This is a genomic window from Bacillus sp. PK3-067 (assembly GCF_056738645.1).
The window spans coordinates 4,342,291-4,363,522 of record NZ_CP096490.1; the positions used below are offsets into that span (position 1 = coordinate 4,342,291).

General features: G+C 36.0%; 22 protein-coding genes and 2 other annotated features. Of the genes, 7 read left to right on the forward strand and 15 right to left on the reverse strand.

Annotated elements, in window-relative coordinates:
* The first annotated feature begins 13 nt into the window (after window positions 1-13).
* Window positions 14-898, forward strand: coding sequence for an alpha/beta fold hydrolase (locus tag M1D73_RS22360; RefSeq protein ID WP_000819813.1), 885 nt, complete (start codon window positions 14-16; stop codon window positions 896-898).
* Window positions 899-939: 41 nt separating this feature from the next.
* Here M1D73_RS22360 and M1D73_RS22365 read toward each other — a convergent pair whose 3' ends face one another.
* The 3 genes from M1D73_RS22365 to M1D73_RS22375 all read right to left on the reverse strand — a co-directional run bounded on the left by M1D73_RS22365 (window position 940) and on the right by M1D73_RS22375 (window position 2,862).
* A complete protein-coding gene (locus M1D73_RS22365) occupies window positions 940-1,440 on the reverse strand; it encodes a DoxX family protein (protein ID WP_000236608.1) in 501 nt (166 codons plus the stop codon).
* 264 nt (window positions 1,441-1,704) lie between these two features.
* Window positions 1,705-2,241, reverse strand: coding sequence for a hypothetical protein (locus M1D73_RS22370; RefSeq protein WP_000931925.1), 537 nt, complete (start codon window positions 2,239-2,241; stop codon window positions 1,705-1,707).
* Between the two features lie 18 nt (window positions 2,242-2,259).
* Window positions 2,260-2,862: a histidine phosphatase family protein gene (locus tag M1D73_RS22375; RefSeq protein WP_000706238.1), complete on the reverse strand. Its 603-nt coding sequence runs from the start codon at window positions 2,860-2,862 to the stop codon at window positions 2,260-2,262.
* 168 nt (window positions 2,863-3,030) lie between these two features.
* Here M1D73_RS22375 and M1D73_RS22380 point away from each other — a divergent pair, with 168 nt between their 5' ends.
* Both M1D73_RS22380 and M1D73_RS22385 read left to right on the forward strand, forming a co-directional pair.
* Window positions 3,031-3,369 carry a hypothetical protein gene (locus M1D73_RS22380; RefSeq protein ID WP_000871150.1) on the forward strand — a complete coding sequence of 113 codons (339 nt, stop codon included), beginning with the start codon at window positions 3,031-3,033 and terminating at the stop codon, window positions 3,367-3,369.
* A 69-nt stretch (window positions 3,370-3,438) separates the two neighbouring features.
* Entirely contained in the window at window positions 3,439-3,561 is a 123-nt protein-coding gene (locus M1D73_RS22385) for a DUF4023 domain-containing protein (RefSeq protein ID WP_000071866.1), read from the forward strand.
* Between the two features lie 39 nt (window positions 3,562-3,600).
* On the opposite strand, the gene M1D73_RS22390 is transcribed toward M1D73_RS22385, so the two are convergent.
* The gene (locus tag M1D73_RS22390) at window positions 3,601-4,839 is read right to left on the reverse strand and encodes a TolB family protein (RefSeq protein ID WP_000825730.1); all 1,239 of its coding nucleotides are present in this window, start codon (window positions 4,837-4,839) and stop codon (window positions 3,601-3,603) included.
* A gap of 228 nt (window positions 4,840-5,067) precedes the next feature.
* Between M1D73_RS22390 and M1D73_RS22395 the strand changes: the two genes are divergently transcribed.
* From M1D73_RS22395 to M1D73_RS22405, 3 genes are all read left to right on the forward strand, one after another.
* On the forward strand, window positions 5,068-7,821 hold the full coding sequence (locus M1D73_RS22395; protein ID WP_481157964.1) for a S8 family serine peptidase: 2,754 nt from the start codon (window positions 5,068-5,070) through the stop codon (window positions 7,819-7,821).
* A gap of 220 nt (window positions 7,822-8,041) precedes the next feature.
* Window positions 8,042-8,270 (forward strand) — a binding site (T-box leader).
* A 50-nt stretch (window positions 8,271-8,320) separates the two neighbouring features.
* Window positions 8,321-8,548 (forward strand) — a binding site (T-box leader).
* A gap of 162 nt (window positions 8,549-8,710) precedes the next feature.
* Window positions 8,711-10,465 (forward strand): aromatic amino acid hydroxylase, encoded by a 1,755-nt coding sequence (locus M1D73_RS22400; protein ID WP_000163213.1) that lies wholly within the window; start codon window positions 8,711-8,713, stop codon window positions 10,463-10,465.
* The gene (locus M1D73_RS22405; RefSeq protein WP_000979537.1) at window positions 10,446-10,760 is read left to right on the forward strand and encodes a 4a-hydroxytetrahydrobiopterin dehydratase; all 315 of its coding nucleotides are present in this window, start codon (window positions 10,446-10,448) and stop codon (window positions 10,758-10,760) included. The genes M1D73_RS22400 and M1D73_RS22405 overlap by 20 nt, the downstream gene beginning before the upstream one ends.
* Before the next feature lie 14 nt (window positions 10,761-10,774).
* On the opposite strand, the gene M1D73_RS22410 is transcribed toward M1D73_RS22405, so the two are convergent.
* Together M1D73_RS22410 and M1D73_RS22415 are read right to left on the reverse strand one after the other, a co-directional pair.
* The gene (locus tag M1D73_RS22410; RefSeq protein WP_121868082.1) at window positions 10,775-11,632 is read right to left on the reverse strand and encodes a VOC family protein; all 858 of its coding nucleotides are present in this window, start codon (window positions 11,630-11,632) and stop codon (window positions 10,775-10,777) included.
* 22 nt (window positions 11,633-11,654) lie between these two features.
* Window positions 11,655-12,059 (reverse strand): DoxX family protein, encoded by a 405-nt coding sequence (locus M1D73_RS22415; RefSeq protein ID WP_001071553.1) that lies wholly within the window; start codon window positions 12,057-12,059, stop codon window positions 11,655-11,657.
* A gap of 156 nt (window positions 12,060-12,215) precedes the next feature.
* Here M1D73_RS22415 and M1D73_RS22420 point away from each other — a divergent pair, with 156 nt between their 5' ends.
* Window positions 12,216-12,761 carry a helix-turn-helix domain-containing protein gene (locus M1D73_RS22420; RefSeq protein ID WP_001020693.1) on the forward strand — a complete coding sequence of 182 codons (546 nt, stop codon included), beginning with the start codon at window positions 12,216-12,218 and terminating at the stop codon, window positions 12,759-12,761.
* A 38-nt stretch (window positions 12,762-12,799) separates the two neighbouring features.
* Here the strand turns inward: M1D73_RS22420 and M1D73_RS22425 are convergent, their stop codons facing one another.
* From M1D73_RS22425 to adhE, 9 genes are all read right to left on the reverse strand, one after another.
* A complete protein-coding gene (locus M1D73_RS22425; RefSeq protein WP_000111564.1) occupies window positions 12,800-13,177 on the reverse strand; it encodes a hotdog family protein in 378 nt (125 codons plus the stop codon).
* 121 nt (window positions 13,178-13,298) lie between these two features.
* Window positions 13,299-13,757 carry a GNAT family N-acetyltransferase gene (locus M1D73_RS22430; protein WP_000276126.1) on the reverse strand — a complete coding sequence of 153 codons (459 nt, stop codon included), beginning with the start codon at window positions 13,755-13,757 and terminating at the stop codon, window positions 13,299-13,301.
* Window positions 13,758-13,827: 70 nt separating this feature from the next.
* A complete protein-coding gene (locus M1D73_RS22435) occupies window positions 13,828-14,367 on the reverse strand; it encodes a GNAT family N-acetyltransferase (RefSeq protein ID WP_004408018.1) in 540 nt (179 codons plus the stop codon).
* 427 nt (window positions 14,368-14,794) lie between these two features.
* Window positions 14,795-15,190, reverse strand: coding sequence for an ankyrin repeat domain-containing protein (locus M1D73_RS22440; protein ID WP_001192766.1), 396 nt, complete (start codon window positions 15,188-15,190; stop codon window positions 14,795-14,797).
* On the reverse strand, window positions 15,157-15,975 hold the full coding sequence (locus M1D73_RS22445) for an ABC transporter ATP-binding protein (RefSeq protein ID WP_000626552.1): 819 nt from the start codon (window positions 15,973-15,975) through the stop codon (window positions 15,157-15,159). Before M1D73_RS22445 ends, M1D73_RS22440 begins: the two co-directional genes overlap by 34 nt.
* Complete coding sequence (locus tag M1D73_RS22450; protein ID WP_002026345.1) at window positions 15,962-16,990, reverse strand: FecCD family ABC transporter permease; 1,029 nt, start codon at window positions 16,988-16,990, stop codon at window positions 15,962-15,964. Before M1D73_RS22450 ends, M1D73_RS22445 begins: the two co-directional genes overlap by 14 nt.
* 5 nt (window positions 16,991-16,995) lie before the next feature.
* Window positions 16,996-17,943 carry an ABC transporter substrate-binding protein gene (locus M1D73_RS22455; RefSeq protein ID WP_000748458.1) on the reverse strand — a complete coding sequence of 316 codons (948 nt, stop codon included), beginning with the start codon at window positions 17,941-17,943 and terminating at the stop codon, window positions 16,996-16,998.
* Between the two features lie 157 nt (window positions 17,944-18,100).
* The gene (locus M1D73_RS22460; RefSeq protein WP_000661263.1) at window positions 18,101-18,328 is read right to left on the reverse strand and encodes a YrhC family protein; all 228 of its coding nucleotides are present in this window, start codon (window positions 18,326-18,328) and stop codon (window positions 18,101-18,103) included.
* A gap of 126 nt (window positions 18,329-18,454) precedes the next feature.
* A complete protein-coding gene (adhE, locus tag M1D73_RS22465) occupies window positions 18,455-21,058 on the reverse strand; it encodes a bifunctional acetaldehyde-CoA/alcohol dehydrogenase (RefSeq protein ID WP_000260494.1) in 2,604 nt (867 codons plus the stop codon).
* Between the last annotated feature and the right edge of the window lie 174 nt (window positions 21,059-21,232).

Here is a 21,232-nt window from a genome sequence, read left to right on the forward strand (position 1 = left end):
AGGAGACACCTAATTGAAGCGATTTAGCTATTTTATGGTAGGTTGTCTTACTCTTACACTATTAGTAGGATGTAGTGCAGCAGAAAAGCCAGTAGAACAAGTAAAACAAGTTAAAAATACAATTACAGCGAAACTAGCTACCGAGGAAAAAATGGTAGAAATAGATGGTCAAACCATTTACTTTAAAAAGATTGGTAATGAAAAACCACCTTTACTTATGATTCATGGCTTTGGAGGGTCATCAGATGGTTTTCAAAAGATTTACTCCGATTTAGCAAAAGATCATACAATTATTTCTGTAGATGCTTTAGGATTCGGGCGCTCATCTAAGCCAATGGATTTTTATTATTCTTTTCCAACTCATGCAAATTTGTATTATAAATTAATGAAAAAACTAGGGTATGATTCATTCGCAATACTGGGGCATTCCATGGGGGGAGAAATTTCTCTAAATTTAACATATTTATATCCTGAAGCAGTTACTCACCTTATTTTAACTGATGCTACAGGTGGTCCTCATACATTCGTTACTAAACAAGGCTCACCAAAACCACAATTGCCGACTGATTTAAATGCCGTTTCTTCTATTACTGATTATGATGAGAGCAAAGTGAAATTCAAACGTAACGATGAAGAGCATTATAACAAAATGAAACTATGGCCTAGACGTCTTAAAATTAATGCGAATGAAATGAAACAGCCGACTTTAATTATATGGGGCAGAAATGATAGTAGCGTTTCTTGGAAAGAAGGAGAAACGTATCATCAATTCTTAAAAAATAGCACTTTACATATTATTGAAAAAGGTTATCATGCACCATTTCGCCAAGAACCACAAGAATTTGTCGGGTATGTACAAGACTTCTTTAAGAACAATCCGATCAAAGTTGAAAAATAACATAAACGGGTATCTCATTTTGAGATACCCGTTTTCATATATTAAGCAGCTTGCTTTTGGCGTTTTTGAGTTTTTGATCCTAATACTTTCGGGATAACAAAGCCATCCATTCCAAATTTCCCAGCGTTCATACCGGCAACAAGAACAAACATAGATAAGATAACCATCTCAGGGTTCACACCAATTGACCCACTAAACATATAGGAAAAGTTCATTACAAGACCAAAAAAGACCGCTGTTTTTGTTAAACAGCCTACAATTAAACCAATTCCGACTAAAATTTCTCCCCATGTTACAAGCGTATTAAACAAATCTACATTTGGAATTGCAAATTCTTGTAAGAATGATGCCCACCAAGATTGAACAGCCGGTTGTGCACCTTTAGATTTTTCAATTGCGCCTTGCAAATAACCTGTTGCATCGAATCCTTTTCCTTGTAGTTTACCGATTCCAGCCATTAACCATGTGTAACCAAGATATACTCGAATTACTGCTAATACAAAAGAAACTGCTTTGTTTTCTCTTAAAAATTGAATAACCATATCTTCCTCCTAAAGTTGTAATTAAGTTAGTTACAGTTAATATAATAACATTAGTTACTCATTTTTCAAACGTTAATTATGAATAATTCATGACATGTGTATGAAACATTAAAAACTAACGTTTATATAGTAACTTTTATTACCTGTAAAAACTTGAACATATCATACCACAGGTGATAATCATTTTCATTGAAAAAAATGTAAAAAAATTGTGAGTTAAATGTGAAACACGTTTATTCGAATATAGAATAAACGTGTTTCATACTAATTATAGAATCGAAATGTATGTGTCTCCTCATCAATTAAACTCGCTTCTTGAAAGGCTTCTTCTAACGTTTTCCCATGGTTAATAACCCCATAAAATAAGCGTATAGTAAACATAAGTGCTGCATTTCCATCTACATAATCAATCGATCCAATATATGATTTCGCACCACTATGTAAAAAAGATTTTGCTAGATTTTGCTCCCCTAACGTGCACCCGCTATTTACAATATGTGTATTATGCAATTTTGCATATTTATAAATTTCTTCTGTACCAAAATACCCTCTCGGTTCATCTTGTTCATATACTTCTTCGCCTAACTCTTCCATGACAAACTTCCCTTCTTCACCATGAAAGCAAAAAATAATATAATTAATATCGTTAAATAAGTTCTTTCCAGAAAGAACTTCCACAAAATCTTTCGGTCTACCAATCCAATATGTCACAACCCTTGCACCAAAATATTCAAGAGATGCTCGGATTGATTGCGCCTCTAAATCCGAATTAAAACCAACTACTAATGCAATATTCAACATACAACCCCCATCCTATAATCAGCCCTTATCAATCAGAATTTTATGGGATAAATCCATTTCATATATGCCCGTTTCTTTCAAAAAATCTGATCTAGTTAAAACGACTTTCTGTAAATATTGCCTATATGCTGTAATTGTTCCATCGTGAGATACAATGCAAATTCTTTCAGCACCCAGTTCATAACACCAAAGAAGAAATTTATCTACTATTTGCTGAAAACTATTCTCTGAAATAGTGTTTATACCTTCCTTCCATAACTGATTATTTGAGCTTTTCTCTATCGAAAAATGCGGAAATAACTTTGTTATCATTCCCTGATCTACTATATAATCGCACGGTAATGTTCTCGCTTCTTCTCGATAAGGAAAAATACGCGGAGATACATATGGATGAACGATTTTTTGACAAGCAACTTTCGCACTCCATATTGTCGCCGTTTGCAAAGTTCTAAGTGTAGGACTAGCAATTAATATATCCGCCTCTTGTAATGGCACATTGCATTGAAGTAATTTAGCCTGATTCCTTCCTTCATCCGTCAATGGCGGATGAAGCACTTTTAAACTTGATGGCAAATCCCTTGTATGTTCTCCTTCCCCGTGCCGAACAAAGACGATTTTCATCCCCTTCCTCCTCTCATTATGAAATCCTCTTACATATTTCTTCCCTATCTCATACTTTATTCCTGCTATATGAAAACCAATATGTAAAAAACATTTGACATGAAACTTTGTAAAATATTACAATATTATATGTAAAAAACTTTTTACATATAAAGGAGAATTACATATATGAAATGGATAATTGTCTTTATTGGAATGATTGTATGGGGATATATAAACGGCTTCTTTAGTAGTGATAAAACTGCTAATCCTTGGATTACAGATGATGAACGTGAAACAAAAATTAAGCAAAAAGCAATTACGGCAAGCTGGTCCGGTGTTTTTATGTTTTGTACCATTAGCCTCTTAAATAAATGGTTAGGTTTAAGCACAAACGATAAATCACCGTACTTACCAGACACTATCGCAGCTATTTTAAAAGAAAATGTAGAGTTACAAGTTTTACTCATGCTATTTGTTATGTATGGAATATTTTACTTACATTATCGAAGAAAATTAAGTGCCTAACTTCTAACTCATGATTATCCTCCTAAATGGTTATAGTAATCATGACAAAATGAAAGGAGAGATATAAACATGAGTAACTCGAATGAATTTTTAGATACACTACATGAAAAACAAGCAAAAGATGAACAAAATAGAAAACGTCAAGGGAACGGAAACCCAGCGAAAAAGAAGCCAAATAAAACACATAAATAACAGTAAAAAACTGCCTAAAACGATCTTTTAGGCAGTTTTTTATTCTTCTTTCACCGAGATAACATTTTCCCAATTCCATTTCTCATAATACCACTCTGGTATATCTACATTTTCAATCCACTTTTTTTCATGTTTTCCATCACTATGAGCTATCCATATATTAGCTTTCTTACGATCTGAACGTATCCATATTAATTGATTGCTCTTCTTCATGAAAATTGGATGATAATCGCCTTGCTTATTAGATGACTTTGTAATTTGATATTGTTTATCGCTTGTGCTATTTATCTCATATAAAGATGGGAATGGCCTTTTTTCTGGCAGAGTTTCAAACCCTGCCTCTTTTGCTCGTGAAACGATAATTACTCTATCGTTCTTCCATACAAAATCCCAATCAACATATCCTTTCGGCGTAAATATGTTCTGCTGAAGTGCTGGCAATTCCTTTACTTTTAAATGTTTATTTTCTAATGCAACTCTTCCGCTCCCTTCAATATAAGCTAATATATTTTTTGATGGTGCCCATTGAAACCATTGTGCGTTTAATAACATTTGATCTACTTTTTCAAACCGACTGCCGTCTGCACGAACTAAGCAAAGCGTATTACTATCAGCTGACCATGAAGCTGTCGGTACTGCTAAAAATGAAATCCACTTTTGATCTGGTGACCACTTAAAGCCACTTGCTACTAGCGCTAGGAAATCATCGTGTTCATTTGGCAATGCATACAAATGCTTCATTTTGTGAGGATTCATATGTGCATCTTTTTGCACTTCATATAGCTGAGCCCCTGTCCATCCTGTTGGAAGTAAGTGCGCTTCAGAGGATACAAGAAAGTTCTTTCCATCGGGGTACCATGCATAATCCCCTACACCAGCCGATACATTTTCAAAATCTGCATTCTTTTTTTCTACATCAAATGTATGTAATGTACCTGTAAATATAAATGCAATTATATTTTCTGTTGGTGACCATTGATAATTCGATGCTTCTGAGTGAAACGGCGTAACTTTCTTTCCATCTTTCAGCCGATATAACTCAAGAATATTTTGTTTCTCCCCTTTTACATATGCCAGCCATTCTCCATCATGTGACCACTTTGGTCCTGTTATGTTCTCTCCTTTTGTAAGTTGTTTTTCTTTCCCATCAACTTTAATCCAAAGGTTATGATGACGAATAAAAGCAACTTTCACACTATTATTTTCTGCGCTAGTAATAGCGATAGAACATAAAAACATAAACAACACTACACTACTACTTACTATTAGCCTTTTCATACCATCACTCCATTTCCCTCATAGCATTCCTCACTTTCTTCCTACAATATGTGAAAAATATCGATTCGACATAATCAGAAAAAATTCCCCAAGAAATTTTCAATTCATAGAGGATTGGTATGAATTATGTCGAAAGTATAGTTTAGCCAACATTTATATGTATAAGTTCTAACTAAAATGTAAGATTATATTTCTGAATATTGGCACTTTTTATTAGGGGGAGTATCAATGAAAAAAACTACATCTACACTATTAAGCATGGCGCTTGTCTTTTCTAGTTTTGGAGCTTTAAGCGCTCATGCTGAATCACTACAAAAGGAGAAGCAATTTAGTCCACAATTAAAAACAACGATTGAACAGTGGGGAGAACATAAAATTGCTCAAAATGTTGAAACGAAAACAACAAAAGAAATATCAGTAATTGTAGAATTGCAACATGCACCTCTCGCTGCTCAAAGTAATATTCAGCATGCTCCAGATTTACAAAATAGTAATGCGCAGTCTTATCATGCTGAGCTCAAAAAAGCACAAGAAGATACGACTAAGAAAATAAAAGAAAAAGCACCTGGTGCAAAAATTAAAGAAGTGTATAATACGTTATTTTCCGGATTCTCTATTTCAGTTCCTGGAGATCAAATTATCTCTCTTGCCTCTTTACCTGAAGTAAAAGCAGTCTATCCGAACTTAACATATAAATTGCATGAAACATCAAAAAGTACTACTAACGAAGAAGCACCAAATATCGGTGGACCGACAATTGGTGCACCTGAAGCGTGGAATTTAAAAGATCCATCTGGCAAACCGCTTGATGGAAAAGGCATGAAAGTAGCCATTATCGACTCTGGCGTAGACTATACACACCCTGACTTAAAGGCAAATTATATCGGTGGATATGACACGGTTGATGAAGATAGCGATCCAATGGATGGTAACGTACATGGTACTCATGTAGCTGGAATTATTGCTGGTAACGGAAAAATTAAAGGCGTTGCTCCAAACGCTTCTATTCTAGCCTATCGTGTAATGAATGACGGTGGAACTGGTACAACAGATGATATTATCCAAGGGATTGAGCGAGCGATTCAAGATGGTGCGGATGTGTTAAACCTCTCCCTTGGGCAGGATTTAAATGTACCTGATCAGCCTGTAACATTAACGTTAGAACGAGCAGCGAAACTTGGTGTTACTACTGTCGTTTCAAATGGAAATGACGGACCAAAACCTTGGTCTGTTGATGCTCCCGGTAACGCAAGTAGTGTCATTTCTGTTGGAGCATCTACGGTTTCTATCCCGTTTCCAACATTCCAAGTAGCTGGTTCCAGCAAAACATATCAAGGGTTACCGTTATCAAAATCCGATTTTCCAATAGGAAATGATTCCCCTCTTGTATACGTTGGTTATGGCAATCCAAGTGATTATGCAAAACAAGATGTGAAAGGGAAATTCGCACTTATTTTACAAGGTACTTCTAGTACATTAGTAAAAGCAGAACAAGCGAAGCAAGCTGGGGCACTTGGTGTGTTATTAATCTCTAGCGAAAAAGAAATTAATATGATGCCGGAATATTTTTCACGTGAACATCTAGCTGTCCCAGTAATGCAATTATCAAATACAAATGGGGAAGAATTAAAAACTTTAATTACAAAACGAAAGAAAAATATAAAAATTGGACAACCAAAGCAAACAGAACTTATCGGTAACTTTAGTTCAAGAGGACCATCACAAGGAAGTTGGCTAATAAAGCCTGATGTTGTTGCACCTGGAGTACAAATTACTAGTACAGTACCGCGAGGCGGCTATGAATCGCATAACGGAACAAGTATGGCTGCTCCGCAAGTAGCTGGAGCAGTTGCCCTCTTGCGTCAAATGCATCCTGATTGGACGACAGAACAATTGAAAGCGGCTCTTGCTAACAATGCAAAAACATTACATGATGTCAATGAAAATACATACCCTGTTATGGCACAAGGATCAGGTTTAATTAACATTCCGAAAGCAGCTCAAACAAATGTATTAGTAAAACCTAACAATGTCAGCTTTGGTCTTATTAAGCCAAATAGCGGAAAAGTAAAACTGACGCAAAATGTTACATTACAAAACCTTTCTAGTAAAAAGAAAAGTTTTTCAACTCGTGTGGAATTACTAGATGCAAACACAAACACAAAAGTAAGAGCTTCTGTCCCTTCATCGATTAGCATACAACCAAATAGTAGTACCGAAAAACCATTTACTATCAATGTAGATAGCTCACTACCACAAGGTGTGTATACTGGAAATGTATATGTAAAAGAACAAGGGGCAAAAGAAGAAATTCGAATTCCATTCACATTTAGTATCGATCCTAAAGATTATAAACGTATCGATGGACTTGAAATTATTAATTCTACTTTTAGCCCAAATGGCGACCACGTACTAGATGATAATCTCATCAACTACTATTTAGTTGCGCCTGTGGATGATGTCACATTGCATGCAAATTTAGTTACGAAAGAACGTGTAACGTATCAAGGGATTATCCATCAAGCTAAAAATGCAACTCCTGGATACAAACCTTTCAAATGGAATGGTACAAAAGCCGATGGCACTCCTTTAGCTGACGGGCTATATCAAATCGAAGCAATTGCTTCTAATTCTGGCGGAGAAACAAAACAAACAGCTGCTGTATTTCTTGATCGAACTGCACCTAAGTTAACATACGAAGTTGACCAAGAAAATCTCGTAATTAAAGGAAAGGTTGATGATATTCTACTAGATTGGATGTCAGAATCTGGTTGGATAGCACCTGGTATTCCAGTGAGAATGCAATATGAAATTAATGGAAATGGTGTATGGGACCAGGCATTCCTGAACCCTTGGGAGAAAAGCTATGACATTTATTTCGATCGTACTCAATTACAAGAAGGAAAAAATACTATTCACATTGTAGCAACTGATGCAGCTGGCAATACCTCTAATTTAACTGTTAATTTAGAAGTGAAATAAAGTGAAACTTTAATCAGTGGAGATTTCGTTCATCCCCACTGATTATTAGCCTTCACCAATCGGGAGTTACGGGCAGTTAATCTCCCCTCTCACTTCTTTACTCCAACCGAATTTTGAGGTAGGAATTTTACTGCTCATTAACACGGGATAAAAAATTTTTGTTGACAATTTTTTTAATATAGTTTTATAATACAAAACATAGTTTAGTTGAACGAATTATATATCGGCTTTGAAGGAATACTAGTAGCGACTTATATCACTGTCTCAGAGAACTGATGGTTGGTGCGAATCAGTACATATACAAGCGTGAATTACAATTCTGGAGCTTCTTTCCCGTAATGCTTTTTATGCATGAAGAGAAAGACGGATCTTTCCGTTATCGTAAAGTGAGTGGTAAACAATTAGTTGTTTACAAATAGGGTGGTACCGCGATTTTTATCGTCCCTATCGGATTTTCCGATAGGGACTTTTTTGCGTCCATCCTCTTACACAATTTCATATATACGCGTTGAAAGAATCGCAGTAGTATCTTATATCCCTGTTACAGAGAGCTAATGGTCGGTGGAAATTAGCACATATATAAGTATGAATTACAATTCTGGAGCTTCTTTTTCGTAGTGCTTTTATGCATGAAGGAAAAGACGGAATTTTTCCGTTATCATTAATTGAGATATAAGTATATTTTCACTTACAAATAGGGTGGTACCGCGATTCTTTCGCCCCTATCGGACTTTCCGATAGGGGCTTTTTCTATTTCTCACAGAAACAGATGTTAAATAATTCCGAATCTTATGATAAAATTTTATAAGCGCTTACAAAAATGAAAGGAGGTGATACAAGCTATACGAAATCGATATTCAATTTTATTGAAAAAAAGGAGGATGTCTAAATGACAAAGAAAACAGAAATTCCATCACATTTAAAACCATTCGTATCCACACAACATTATGATCAATACACACCGGTGAATCACGCTGTGTGGCGTTATATTATGAGACAAAATCATAGCTTCTTAAAAGACGTTGCTCATCCAGCCTATGTGAACGGACTACAATCATCTGGTATTAATATAGATTCAATTCCAAAAGTAGAAGAAATGAATGAGTGTTTGGCACCAAGTGGCTGGGGTGCTGTAACGATTGACGGACTTATTCCCGGCGTAGCATTCTTCGATTTCCAAGGACACGGATTACTACCAATCGCAACAGATATTCGGAAAGTAGAAAATATCGAGTACACACCAGCGCCAGATATCGTACACGAAGCCGCAGGACACGCACCGATTTTACTTGATCCTACATATGCAAAATATGTGAAACGTTTTGGGCAAATTGGTGCAAAAGCTTTCTCTACAAAAGAAGAACATGATGCATTTGAAGCTGTTCGTACATTAACGATAGTAAAAGAAAGCCCTACTTCTACTCCTGATGAAGTTAAGGCTGCTGAAAATGCTGTAATTGAAAAACAAAACTTAGTTTCTGGTTTATCAGAAGCTGAACAAATTTCACGTCTTTTCTGGTGGACAGTAGAATATGGATTGATTGGAAATATAGATGATCCAAAAATATATGGTGCTGGTCTCCTTTCTTCTGTTGGCGAAAGCAAACATTGCTTAACAGACGCTGTAGAAAAAGTTCCATTTTCTATCGAAGCATGTACAGGGACAACTTATGACGTAACAAAAATGCAACCACAACTATTCGTTTGCAAGTCCTTTGAAGAATTAACAGATGCGCTTGAAACATTTTCTAAAACAATGGCCTTTAAAACAGGTGGAAAAGAAGGTTTAGAAAAAGCAATTCGCTCTGAGAACTATGCAACAGCTGAGCTAAATAGCGGATTACAAATTACAGGTACATTTAGCGAGACAATTGAAAACGATGCAGGTGAATTAATTTACATGCGAACAAATTCGCCAACGGCATTAGCACTTCATAATAAACAGTTAGCGAATCATTCTACTTCTGTACACAGTGACGGATTTGGAACACCAATTGGATTACTCACTGAAAATATTGCATTAGAAAATTGTACAGACGAACAACTACAATCATTAGGAATTACAATTGGAACTATCGCTGAGTTTACTTTTGCAAGTGGTATTCATGTAAAAGGAACAGTAACAGATATTGTAAAAAACGATAAGAAAATTGCTCTTATTTCCTTTATCGATTGCACAGTTACTTATAACGCCCGCGTTTTATTTGATGCTTCATGGGGCGCATTTGATATGGCTGTTGGCTCACAAATCACTTCAGTATTCCCAGGTGCCGCAGATGCAGCAGCATTTTTCCCAATGGATGAAGAAGTTCAAGAAATTCCTGCTCCACTTGTACTGAATGAACTTGAACGTATGTATCAAACAGTTCGAGATATTCGAAGTGAGGGGATTTTACACGAAGCGCATATCGATCAATTAGTAGCAATTCAAGAAGTATTAAATAAATTTTATGCGAAAGAATGGTTGCTGCGCCTTGAAGTATTAGAGTTACTTTTAGAGCATAACAAAGGGCATGAAACATCTGCAGCATTACTACATCAACTTTCTACTTTCACAACTGACGAAGCTGTAACACGCCTTATTAACAATGGTCTTGCGTTACTTCCAGTAAAGGATGTGAAAAATGATGCTAAGATTAACTGAAGAAGAAGTTCACGAGGAATTATTGAAGGTAGATAAATGGATGGTAAAAGATGAGAAATGGATTGAACGAAAATATATGTTTTCCGACTACTTAAAAGGAGTCGAATTTGTCTCTGAAGCCGCCAAACTATCAGAAGAACATAATCACCATCCATTTATCCTTATCCAGTATAAAGCAGTTATTATTACTTTGTCATCTTGGAATGCAAAAGGTTTAACGAAACTAGATTTTGAGCTTGCAAAACAATTTGATGAACTATTTTTACAAAACGAAAAAGCAATTATAAGAAAATAAAAGGAGAAGCCTTTTTAGGCTTCTCCTTTTATTTTGAAATGGATACAATGTCCAAATGGATCCTCGACTTGTAATATTCCATCTTTGTACGTAGCAATCTTGCCAATATTTTTTAAGCTTTCACATACTTGCTCTTTTTGTTTTTCATTCGCTAGTACAACTGTGAAATATTTCAAACCAACAGAACCTGGCATTTGCGGTGGTACCCCTTCACCTTGCCATGTATTTAAACCGATATGATGATGATAACCACCTGCAGATACGAACAATGCTCCATTACGAGCTGGAATCGTTACTTCAAAACCAAGACCATCAACATAGAAACGTTTCGCTTCCTCTAAATCAGCTACATGAAAATGAATATGCCCCATCACAGTACCAGCTGGAAAGCCATTCCATGTACTTCCTTGCTGTAATAATTCTTCACCAGCTAACGGGTTACTAACAAATGGGAGTTCTCCATTCTTATCACGCCAAACTTCTTTTTGTCGATCATGATAAATTTCAATCCCGTTTCCATCTGGATCAGCTAAATAAAGAGCTTCACTAAAGTAATGATCGGCTCCGCCATGTAGTGGATATACCATCTCTACAAGATGACGAAGAACATTCGCTAAATCCTGTCTACTTGGTAATAAAATTGCATAATGATATAACCCTGTTCTTCCTCTTTGCTTCGGAAAAGCTTCTTTCTTTTCTTCAATGATAAGAAGTGGTTCATCATTTTCATTCCCAAATGTAACGACTGCTTCTTCTTCTCTTAGCACCTTCATACTTAGTACTTCCGTATAAAACTCTAGTGATTTCTTTACATTAGATACGTATAAATGAACAACATCAAGTGTTGTATCGGGATGAAGTTGAAAACTCATCTTGTTAGCCCCCCCATTTAAATTAGTTCTTTTTTGACATTTTTTCTTTTAAGAAATTATCTACAAAACCATCAGCTTTTGCAACAAATAAGTATGCACCCATTGCTAATAATGCAAGTTCTAATTCGAAACCAGGATTTTTTCCATCTCCCAATAAACCAGCTGACCATTTCACTTTTACGATTGCTCCAACCATAACAAGTGCAAATAATAATCCAATATATCTTACACCTAAACCTAGAATTAATAATAGACCTCCAACTAATTCAAACGTTGCTACACCGTATGCAAGTCCTCCTGGTAAACCAATACTTGTAAACCATCCTGCAATATTGTCAATTCCTGATTGGAATTTTGTTAAACCGTGCATGAAGAATGTTACCCCTAACACGATACGAATAATTAAGTTACCAATATGTTGATTCATTTCATTCTCTCCTTTATAGTTTTCTTATACAAAACTTTTATTCACATTACAAAACATACACTAATTTTTTTTATTCGTCAATTCATTTTCACTGGGAAAATATATATTTTTTTTGCTATGATACAAATAGTTGTTTACAAAAAGGAGCTTGATTTTATGAATATTGGTTCTGCAATACGTGAAATTCGTCAACGTAGAGGCATAACAATTGCACAAATTTGCGAGGGAACAGGTCTTTCTAAAGGATTTATGAGTCAGGTTGAAAATAATAAAACATCACCATCTATCTCAACTTTAGAAACAATCTCCAATTTTTTAAACGTTCCCCTTCCCTATTTATTGTTAGAGCAAAAAGATCGATTAAAAATTGTCAAAAAAGAAGAACGGAAATACAGTGTATACGGCAAAGATGAGCAAAGAATTGAACATGTTGCGGAGCAAGGGGGCCTTCGCCTATCTTTAGTAGAAATCCCTACTGGATTCCCGAAAGAAAATTCACCAAATGCCCATGAAGGGGAAGAATGTCACCTTGTATTACGCGGAAAACTAGAAGTTCAGCACGGTGAAGATATTGCAATTGTAGAAGAAGGTGATTCTTTCTCATGGAATGCATGCGTTCCTCATATTGTTCGTAATATAGGAGAAGAAACTGCATTATTACTCATCTCTAGTTATGCGGAAAATCGAAAACGTGTTTATTAAATAATAAAAAAAAGAAGCCTGTTAAACAGGCTTCTTTTTTATCCCCTTATAATTCCATAACTTGTCCCAACTAGTACAGTCTTTTCATGCTGATTGCGATAAACTGACTCGATTGAAACTTTTTTATAGCCTTCCATTTGCTCAACATTTGTTAAAGTTAGTTCACAAGTGATCGTATCTCCTGTGAAAACTGGTCTAATAAACTCACTTACTAATTCTCTTGCTATGTAATGTAACTCTTCCCCCACTTTCGTTCCAATGCTAGCAGTCAATAAACCATGAACCATTAATCTTCCATTTTCATCGTATTCCACATGGTGTCTACCTTTATCACCGGTAATATTTGCAAATTCAAAAACTTCTTCCTCAGTAAATCTTCTTTCATATTTAAATACATCCCCAGCTTTTACACTCATTTTTATCCCCCTAATAATAAACAGAATTTTCTTTTATTTTATCATAAAACGAGCCTCAATCCATTCTCTATTATCAAAAGTCTCAAAATTACCTCGCTATACTTTTTTACTTTCCATTCATTTATCGGTGACCATCTCTTTTCGCGACTTGGTATCCATAATACGCACATGTTCCATTTCTCGATAGCTCTCTAACTTCAAATCCACAGCTTCTATAAAAATCAAAATTGTTCGCTGATGTATGCGCAAACCAATCACCGTGGGGAAGTTTTTGCAGGCAAAGAGCTACAAGCTTCTTACCTAATCCTTTCCCTCTATATTCACACTTCACAACTAAATTTACTATGTTCGCAATCATAATTCCATCAGAAATGACTCTAACCATCGCAATCATCTCTTCCTCATCCCAAATTGTGAAAGCCCATGTTGAATTTTCGAATGCTATCGTAAATTTTTCAATTTGCCAAGAAGGGATATTATCATTACTCCAACCGGCATCTTCAAATAAAGCTTTAATTGCATATGCTGGTACACTACTCGTTCCCTCACGAATAATAAGTCCATTATGATAAATGTACATGTAACCCCTCCCTTTATTTTCATATACCATTCTTCAAAAAATGCAATTTACCTTTAAAAAAGTAATTTTTTCATCCAACACGCTTAATAGAATAAACTAGAGCATCGATTCCATGAAATGACGTTGTTTTCTCGTAGCTGAGCCCAGTTTTTCTAGCAACAAATATTGAGGCAGGATGATTCGGATTAATAAGAGAAATTAATTTATTCATTCGTAATGCTTGGAAGCCATAGTCACGAAATGCTGCCGCCGCTTCTTTTGCATACCCTTTTCCCCAATACTGAGGAAGTAACCAATAACCAATTTCAATTTCCTCTTTTCCATCTATTTTCTGCTTTACCAGCCCTGCATGACCAATTCTTGTTCCCGTTTCCTTTTCAATCAATACAAATAAACCGAGACCGTTTTTATAGCTAGGAATCACCCATTCCTCCAGACTTTTTTTACACTGCATATATGTTTTTAATGTCCCATTTCCAATATAACGCATTACCTTCTCGTTCCCCCATAGTGAAGCGTAGAACTGTAAATCATCCATTGTATATTTGCGAATTTGTAAACGTTCTGTATGAAACATGCTGGCACTCCTTTCCACTAATTTATTCTTCATTTCACGATCATGTTTTGTATGTATACGGTATGTTACTATTTATTATAAAGTGAAACTTTAATCAGTGGGGAATTTTGTTCACCCCACTGATTATTAGCCTTTACCAATCGGACGTTTACGGGCAGTGGATCTCCCGTCTAACTTCTTTGCTTTAACTGAATTTTTAGGCAAGAGTCTTACTGCCTGGAAAATAGCGGGATAAATGAACCAACGATAAAATACACAATATTCATTCCAAATAACTAAAAAAAGCAGTAGACAAATATTGTCCACTGCATCCATATCATAACTAGCATAAAGAAAACTACAATTGAGGGGGGTGTAGGATTTTCAAATATACTAGATACTTATCCCGTTCTAACGGGCGGTAAACTTTCCAATTGTTTCAAGTGAAAAGTTTACCGCTCATAAGAACTTCCTTCGTTCATTAAGATAGTATTGCTAGATAATCATATACACGCTTAGATTTCTCTCCACCCATTCGTGCATGTTGAAGAAGAGAAATACCATGAGGGCCAGATGCACGCAATGCTTCTGGTTGAGCTACTAAAATAGCTTGTACAACTTCTAATTCACCAAGCATAGCTGCTGCAAAAATATCCATCCGAGCACCCTTTTCTAGTAAATAAAGAGCAATATCTTTACGACCTACATGTGCCGATGCGCCTAACGCACTTTCCCAATCTGATCCACCCCAATTATAAGAAGCGTGAAGTAAGCTTGGTGATTCAACCAATAGCTCTTGTACTTTCTCTAAATCCCCGTGAGCTGCCATAACAAATTCTCTTACTAATTCAGTGGTAATACGCTCTTCTGTTTGCATCGCTCTTCTCCCCTTTTAGAAATTCGTTTCGGTGTAAAAAAAGGCTTGTCACTTCCCTGAAAAATATCTACATCTATGCCAAATACATGTTGAAACATTTCATGGCATAGTACTTCTTCTGGTATACCATCATACTGAATCTTTCCTCGCTTTAATACAAGTAAACGATCACTATATTGAGCAGCTTGGTTAATGTCATGTAAAACCATTATAATTGTCATTCCAAACTCCTCATTTAATCGTTTCACAAGTTCCATTACTTCCAACTGGTGAACGATATCTAAAAAGGTTGTTGGTTCATCCAATAATAAGACATTTGTACGTTGCGCTAGCGTCATCGCAATCCAAGCACGTTGCCGTTCCCCTCCTGATAAAGAATGTAAAAGACGATATTCATACCCTTCAAGATTTGTAACAGACAATGCCCAATCAACAATTTCTTCATCTTCTTTATTTAAGCGGCTACTCCATGATTTATGTGGACCTCTTCCGAACTCAATTAGTTCTTTCACTGTTAAGTCTAATTGATGATCATGCATTTGTGGTAACATTGCTAATTGCTTCGCTACATCAGCACTCTTCATCATATGAATATTTTTCCCATCTAAAATGATGTCCCCTTCGCTTTGTTTCAGTAGCCTTGCTATTAAACGAAGCAAAGTAGATTTTCCCGATCCATTCGGACCAATTAAACTAACGATTTCTCCAACCTTAATATGTACATTCATATTTTGCATTTGAAATCTTTCAGAGTGTGCGTAAAACACTTTGTTAACGGAAATCACTTTGTTTTCCTCCTCTATGAATTAAATATAAGAAGAACGGACCACCTAAGAAGGACAGTAAAATACCAACAGGCAATTCGATTGGGTCAAACCAACTTCGAGCTATTGCATCCGCAAAAACAAGTAATACCCCGCCGCCAAGGCATGATAAAGGTAGCAAATATCTATAATCATTTCCAACTAATAAACGTAGCATATGCGGTACGACAAGACCGACAAATCCAATAAGACCAGACACACTTACTGCAATTCCAGCTAATAATGTACTTACTACGATTAAATAAAACCGACTTTTTTCCACATTATGTCCTAATAACTTTGCCATTTCATCTCCAAGCATTAACACTCGAATATGCTTAATACCAAAGAAAGCTAATATAATGGCGAATATTGCATAATAAATAATCATGTTTAAATGTGCCCAACTTACACCACCAATACCGCCCGCTAACCACGGTAACACCGATTGTACTTTGTCACTATGTAATAACATTAATGCTGACGTTGCTGCACCAATTAATGCATTGATCGACACCCCTACTAAGACGATTCTTGAAGGTGGTGCCCCTTTTTGCCATGATAAAGCATAAATAACCATCGCTGTTATGAAAGCTCCTAAAAACGCCCCTAGTGGTAAAAAAGCTAGATGCTGTGGGAATAAAATCATGATGACAATTGCTACAAAGCCTGCTCCAGATGAAACTCCGATAATACCAGGATCTGCAAGAGGGTTTCTCATAACCCCTTGTAGCAGTGTACCAGATGCAGCTAAACATGTTCCTACTATAAACCCAATAAGCACTCTCGGTATGCGAAGATCCCATACAATTCGATGAACTGTCGAACCTTCCTCTTGTATACCTGTTAAAATATCTCGTATAGAAAAGGATAAACTTCCTGCGAAAAGACCGTACAAGAGACCTAGGATTGTTAATATAACTAAAGTAACTGCTATTATCCATCTTTTTTTCGCAAAAGGATGTTCCTTTTCTCTTACTACTTCACTACTTTCCATACGTATCATTTCCTTACATCTTGTATACTTTTATACATAAAGTCCATTGCTTCTGTAACTTTTGTACCAGGATTAGATCCAAATAAATTAGGTGGCAAAATAACTACGCGGTTTTGTTTTACTGCCTCTAAATTTTTCCACGCTTCATTTTTCATCATTTCGCCTTCGAATGCTTTTTTCACACTTTTTGGATCTCCGTGTGTAATTAAATAAATCACATCTGGATTCGCCTCAATAATACGTTCTACACTTAGCTGTGCATATTGCGGATATTCTTTCGTTTCTGGAAAATCAGAAGCAATATTTTTTCCGCCTGTTTTTTCTAAAATATCACCTGATAAAGATGTTGGTAATGCCGCTAAATAAGTACCTGGTGCGCCATACACTAGCAATGCTTTCACATCGCTCTTTTTCTCATATTTCTTCATTTGATCATTCATTTTTTGATTAATTTCTTTTGCTTTATCTTCTTTCTTCATTACCGTTCCATATAATTCAATATTCTTTTGAATATCTTGTACAGAATTCGCAGAAGAAATGATAACTTGCGTTCCTTGTCCTTCAACCGTTGGCACATTCTTTTGGAATCCATTGTTAGCAACAAGTACATCGGGCTTTAAACTAGCAATTTGCTCAAAATTCGGTTGATGTGCATTCCCAATTACTTGTGCTTTCTTTAACTCCTCTGGAAGAGTTAATTTCGTATCCGGGCGACCTACTATTTTTCCACCTAAAGCATGAATAATATCCATGTCCCCCATACTTAATGTTGCAAAACTTTCTGGCACTTTATCGAATGTTACCTTTCTTCCTGATAGGTCGGTAATTTCGATTTTCTCTTTTCCTTTTTCTGTTTTGGTTGCAGACGCTTTTTCGTCCCCTTTGGCACTGCAACCTATTAACAAGAAAAAAATAGATAAAATCGCTGTAAATAGCGTAATAGATTTTTTCATTCCTTCACCTCTAATTGATAATGATAATCATTAACTACTATTCTACTTTAATTGATAAGGATTATCATTGTCAACACGAAACGCATACATTTTTCTACAAAAAACAAAAAGCGTGACAAAAAGATTTTTTCTTTTCGCCGCGCTCTAGTTAACAATATTATTCACATTCATTTTCCTCTAGCTGGTCACGCATCACTTTCACACGCTGAAAGAAAAAGAACGATAAACTTAAAAATATAACGATGCTCCCCATCATAACAAAAAATTGGATTGTCTCTTTTGCTCCATTCGGAATCAGCAAGCCAACCATTAACAATGTACTTACAGCGAGAAGAATTTGTCCGAACCGAGTATAGTCTTCTATTTTTCCTTTTAATTCTTTCATTATATTCTCACTCCTCCATTTCACTGTATCATATTCTATGAAACTGAAAGACCAGTAAATACAGGCATTCTGGGAGATGTTTTCCAATAAAAAAAGAGCCGCTTTACTGCGGCTCTTTTTTAATCATTATTCACCTTTATATGCTTCCATATAAATTTCTTTCAGTTCTGAAATAAGCGGCAACTTTGGATTAGCAGTTGTACATTGATCTTCAAAAGCTCTTTCTGCTAATACTCCAACAACCTCTTCAAATTGCTCTTTATCTACTCCTTGTCCTGCAATACTCATATTAATATTTAAGCTTTTTCCAAGCTCAATAATTGCTTTGACGAGTGATTCCACCCCTTCTGCTGCCGAGCTTGCTGGAAGCCCGAGCATTCTCGCTATATGTGCATATCTTTCATCTGCCACAAAGTGCTCATATTTTGGGAACAATGCGTGTTTTCTTGGCTTAATAGCATTATAGCGGACTACATGCGGCATTAGAATGGCATTTGCGCGTCCGTGCGGAATATGGAATTCTGGTCCAATTTTATGTGCTAAGCTGTGATTAATACCGAGGAAAGCATTTGCAAATGCCATACCTGCAATTGCAGAAGCGTTATGCATTTTTTCTCTTGCTTCTTCATCATTTCCATCTTTATATGCTCTCGGTAAATATTTGAATACGAGATCAATAGCTTTTAATGCTAATCCATCTGTATAGTCATTTGCCATAACAGACACATACGCCTCAATTGCATGTGTTAAAACATCCATACCAGTATCTGCTGTTACATGTGGTGGAACTGTCATTACAAATTGCGGATCAACAATTGCTACATCTGGTGTTAATTCATAATCTGCAAGCGGATACTTTATATTATTTTTCTTATCTGTAATAACCGCAAATGGTGTCACTTCTGATCCCGTTCCTGATGTCGTTGGAATCGCAACAAACTGCGCCTTATTTCCTAATTCCGGATATTTACATGTACGTTTTCTTATATCTAAAAACTTCTGTTTAATGCCATAGAATGTCGTTTCTGGATGCTCATAGAATAACCACATTCCTTTTGCTGCATCCATAGCTGAACCACCACCAAGTGCGATAATTACATCTGGCTTAAAGCTTCTCATCATTTCCGCACCTTTAAAAACAGTTTCATCTGATGGATCTGGTTCGACCTCAAAGAAAACTTCAACTTTCACATCATTTGCATGCTTGTTTAAATAGTGCGCGACTGTATCGACATAGCCATGTTCAACCATTCCAGGGTCCGTTACAATAAATGCACGTGAAATGTTAGGCATATTTGCTAAATAAGCTGTAGCATGTTTTTCAAAATAAATTTTTGGTGGCAATTTGAACCACTGCATATTCTTTTTTCTATTTGCCAGCCTTTTTATATTTAATAAATGAGTGGCTGTTACATTTTGGGAAACTGAATTCTTTCCGTATGAACCACAACCAAGTGTAAGTGATGGAATAAATCCATTATATATATCCCCTATTCCACCTTGTGATGAAGGTGCATTTACAATGAGACGGCAAGCTTTCATACGTAACCCAAATTGCTTTTGCACATCTTTATTTGTAGAATGGATAACTGCTGAATGTCCTAAACCACCTAGGTTCAACATTTCTTCGCAATATGTAAATCCTTCTTCTAATGAATTCGCCTTCACACAAGCTAATACTGGACTCAGTTTCTCACGAGATAACGGATATGCTGCTCCGATACCTTGAATTTCAGCTACAAGCATTTTTGTATGTTCAGGAACAGTAATCCCAACTAAATCGGCAATATACTGTGCTGATTTCCCTACAATATCACTATTTACTGCACATGTATTTTCATTTATAACAAGCTTTTCTAATTTTTTTCTTTCTTCTTCTGTTACAAAGTAACAATTGTTTTCAATCATTTCTGTTTTAACATCATCATAGATTTCTTTATCGACAATGATTGCTTGTTCCGATGCACAAATCATACCGTTATCAAATGTTTTCGATAAAATTAAATCATTAACAGCTCGTTTTACATGTGCTGATTTTTCTATATAACACGGTACATTACCAGGCCCAACACCTAACGCTGGTTTTCCAGTAGAGTAAGCTGATTTCACCATACCAGCGCCTCCAGTTGCTAGAACGAGTGCTACACCATCATGGTTCATTAATTGTTTCGTCGCTTCAACAGACGGTCTTTCAATCCATTGAATACAGTGTTTTGGTGCACCAGCTTTCATCGCTGCATCATATACTGTTTTCGCCGCTGCCACAGAACATTTTTGTGCGGAAGGATGAAATGCGAAAATAATTGGATTTCTTGTTTTTATCGCAATTAACGCTTTAAACATTGTTGTCGACGTTGGATTCGTTACTGGCGTTACCCCAGCTACTACACCGACAGGTTCCGCGATTTCTATTATTTCTTCATGAGAATCTTCGTGAATAATTCCTACCGTTTTATCTTGCTTTATACTATGCCAAATATATTCAGTGGCAAAAACATTTTTAATGCATTTGTCTTCATATACACCACGGCCAGTTTCTTCAACTGCCAATTTTGCTAGCGGCATATGTTGATCAACACCTGCTAATGCCATTTCATGAACAATGTTGTCAATTTCCTCTTGTGTAAAACTTTCTAATGCTTGTAAAGCTTGTTGACCATTATTTACTAGCGTATCAATTATCTTTTTTACTTCCTGCATTTCATTTACAACTTTCTCTTTGACTACCATGTAAATTTCCTCCTATTCTACTATCACGGTCCTTATATGTCCCTATAGGTCAAAATAAGTCCCAATTAACATAAAAAAATAGAGATGCTTTCCTACATGAATTTCATTGTTTGTGAAATGTTTCACAAGTTTGTTCGTGAGTAACATTTCCTGAATTCAATATACATGAAATCA

Bases quoted from the DNA above. Each gene is read 5' to 3' on its own strand.
- M1D73_RS22365 (WP_000236608.1), bottom strand. From the start codon at position 1,440: ATGGTTATTCAATTTTTAAGAGAAAACAAAGCAGTTTCTTTTGTATTA.
- M1D73_RS22370 (WP_000931925.1), bottom strand. From the start codon at position 2,241: ATGTTGAATATTGCATTAGTAGTTGGTTTTAATTCGGATTTAGAGGCG.
- M1D73_RS22375 (WP_000706238.1), bottom strand. From the start codon at position 2,862: ATGAAAATCGTCTTTGTTCGGCACGGGGAAGGAGAACATACAAGGGAT.
- M1D73_RS22380 (WP_000871150.1), top strand. From the start codon at position 3,031: ATGAAATGGATAATTGTCTTTATTGGAATGATTGTATGGGGATATATA.
- M1D73_RS22385 (WP_000071866.1), top strand. From the start codon at position 3,439: ATGAGTAACTCGAATGAATTTTTAGATACACTACATGAAAAACAAGCA.
- M1D73_RS22390 (WP_000825730.1), bottom strand. From the start codon at position 4,839: ATGAAAAGGCTAATAGTAAGTAGTAGTGTAGTGTTGTTTATGTTTTTA.
- M1D73_RS22395 (WP_481157964.1), top strand. From the start codon at position 5,068: ATGAAAAAAACTACATCTACACTATTAAGCATGGCGCTTGTCTTTTCT.
- M1D73_RS22400 (WP_000163213.1), top strand. From the start codon at position 8,711: ATGACAAAGAAAACAGAAATTCCATCACATTTAAAACCATTCGTATCC.
- M1D73_RS22405 (WP_000979537.1), top strand. From the start codon at position 10,446: ATGATGCTAAGATTAACTGAAGAAGAAGTTCACGAGGAATTATTGAAG.
- M1D73_RS22410 (WP_121868082.1), bottom strand. From the start codon at position 11,632: ATGAGTTTTCAACTTCATCCCGATACAACACTTGATGTTGTTCATTTA.
- M1D73_RS22415 (WP_001071553.1), bottom strand. From the start codon at position 12,059: ATGAATCAACATATTGGTAACTTAATTATTCGTATCGTGTTAGGGGTA.
- M1D73_RS22420 (WP_001020693.1), top strand. From the start codon at position 12,216: ATGAATATTGGTTCTGCAATACGTGAAATTCGTCAACGTAGAGGCATA.
- M1D73_RS22425 (WP_000111564.1), bottom strand. From the start codon at position 13,177: ATGAGTGTAAAAGCTGGGGATGTATTTAAATATGAAAGAAGATTTACT.
- M1D73_RS22430 (WP_000276126.1), bottom strand. From the start codon at position 13,757: ATGTACATTTATCATAATGGACTTATTATTCGTGAGGGAACGAGTAGT.
- M1D73_RS22435 (WP_004408018.1), bottom strand. From the start codon at position 14,367: ATGAAGAATAAATTAGTGGAAAGGAGTGCCAGCATGTTTCATACAGAA.
- M1D73_RS22440 (WP_001192766.1), bottom strand. From the start codon at position 15,190: ATGCAAACAGAAGAGCGTATTACCACTGAATTAGTAAGAGAATTTGTT.
- M1D73_RS22450 (WP_002026345.1), bottom strand. From the start codon at position 16,990: ATGGAAAGTAGTGAAGTAGTAAGAGAAAAGGAACATCCTTTTGCGAAA.
- M1D73_RS22455 (WP_000748458.1), bottom strand. From the start codon at position 17,943: ATGAAAAAATCTATTACGCTATTTACAGCGATTTTATCTATTTTTTTC.
- M1D73_RS22460 (WP_000661263.1), bottom strand. From the start codon at position 18,328: ATGAAAGAATTAAAAGGAAAAATAGAAGACTATACTCGGTTCGGACAA.
- adhE (WP_000260494.1), bottom strand. From the start codon at position 21,058: ATGGTAGTCAAAGAGAAAGTTGTAAATGAAATGCAGGAAGTAAAAAAG.